The sequence below is a fragment of the Micromonospora sp. R311 genome (assembly GCF_056780015.1).
The window spans coordinates 1-1543 of record NZ_JBSWCE010000105.1 but is presented as its reverse complement, the minus strand read 5'-3'; the positions used below and the strand labels follow the sequence as shown (position 1 = coordinate 1543).

The 1543-nt window shown below is 65.7% G+C and carries 1 protein-coding gene; it reads right to left on the bottom strand.

The features are described 5' to 3' along the window. Nucleotides 1-417: 417 nt before the first annotated feature. A complete protein-coding gene (locus AC1WTP_RS34350; protein WP_481653367.1) occupies nt 418-1440 on the bottom strand; it encodes an IS110 family RNA-guided transposase in 1023 nt (340 codons plus the stop codon). Nucleotides 1441-1543: the final 103 nt, after the last annotated feature.

Genomic DNA, 1543 nt, shown 5'->3' with positions numbered 1-1543 from the left:
TGTCATCCCTGAAGGAGTGGGGCCGTGTCAACCCCGTAGGCCGAGGAGTTTGTGACCGGTTTGAGCTGTTTCCTGGATCGGTGCGGACAAACGCCGGTAAGGGGTCGGGGTCAAGACTCGACCGGAGGTCGACCCGCGCAGCGGGCTTGGCCTTGACGCTGATCCCGTGAGGCGCAGAATCGGTGCGCCGGGAACGACTATGGGATGTTGTGGGGGTGGCCGTGTCTCTCCAGTGTCCGAAATGGACCGTTAGGCGGAACCGGGGGTCCGGTTGCCGGTCATCCCTTCGCCGCCGGCGTGGGGCGGCATGGAGTGTTACGGCCGCAGCCAGGCGGGGTCAATCAAGATGGATCGACCGCGCCGTGGTGGGGGTCAGACACAAAGCGACCTCGCGCCTGGCTGCGCCGGACTTGATGCTCACGCTGCCGAGGCCAGGCAACGGATGTGACCGTCGCGTAGCCCGTAGAACACCAGCGTGAGGAGTTTGCGGGCGGCGGCGACCTTGCCGATGTTCGCGCCGCGTCGTTCGCCGATACGGATCCGGGCGTGCCCGAGCGGACCTTCGCGGAGGGTTTGCACGGCTTCGACCGCGGCCCACCGCACCAGCGGGTTGCCCTGTTTAGTGATCCGTCCTCGGTGGACCTTCGTATCGGACTCGCGATGCTTGGGGGTCATCCCGGCCCAGGAGCACAGCTGCTCAGGGCGGGCGAAGCGGGTCACGTCCCCGATCTCGGCGACGAAGATTGCCGCGAGGACTGGGCCGACACCACGGATGGCCTGGATCGCCTGGAACCCAGGGTTGGTCTTCAACTGGGCGCTGTTGCGTTTGGTGAGAATGTCGATCTCGACCGTGAACGCGTCGATGAGACGCCGAAGGGAGGCGACGCGGGCGTTGAACGGCGCCTCCAGTTGCAGCTCGTCGAGGAGCTTCTGTCCGCCTACCCCGAACAGGTCTGACATCGGCACCCGTACGCCCTGCTTGGCCAACACCGCGTGGACCTGAGCCTTGAGCCCGGAGCGCAGCGCGACGAGCTTGCTGCGATGGCGGATCGCCTCTCGCAGACCACGGATCTCGGGCGGCGCGATCCACCCCTCGGGCAGTCTGCCCATCCGCAGCAGATCAGCAAGGTCCGCGGCGTCACGTTCGTCGTTCTTCACCCGCCTGTAGGCAAAACCCTTAACTCCCAACGGATGCGCCAAGTGCACGGTCGCGCCGGCATCAGCCAGCACGTCCGCAGCCCAATACCAGCCATACGTGGCCTCCAACACCACCTCCGGGGACTCACCCCACGAGGCGACCTGCCGGGCCAGGTCGAACGGATCATTGTCGATCCGCACCGCCGGACCGATCCGCTGCCCGTCCGGAGTCATCCGCACGATCACACTGCGCCGCCGATGCAGGTCTATCCCCACAAACTCACGGCCGTCATACTCTTCCACCAGGGGCCTCCTTCGTCGTGATACGTCGTGACAACCCCAGGAAACCCCTGATCAGGGTGACTGTCACGAGGAGCGGAGGCCCCGCTCCTTCATCACATCAAGA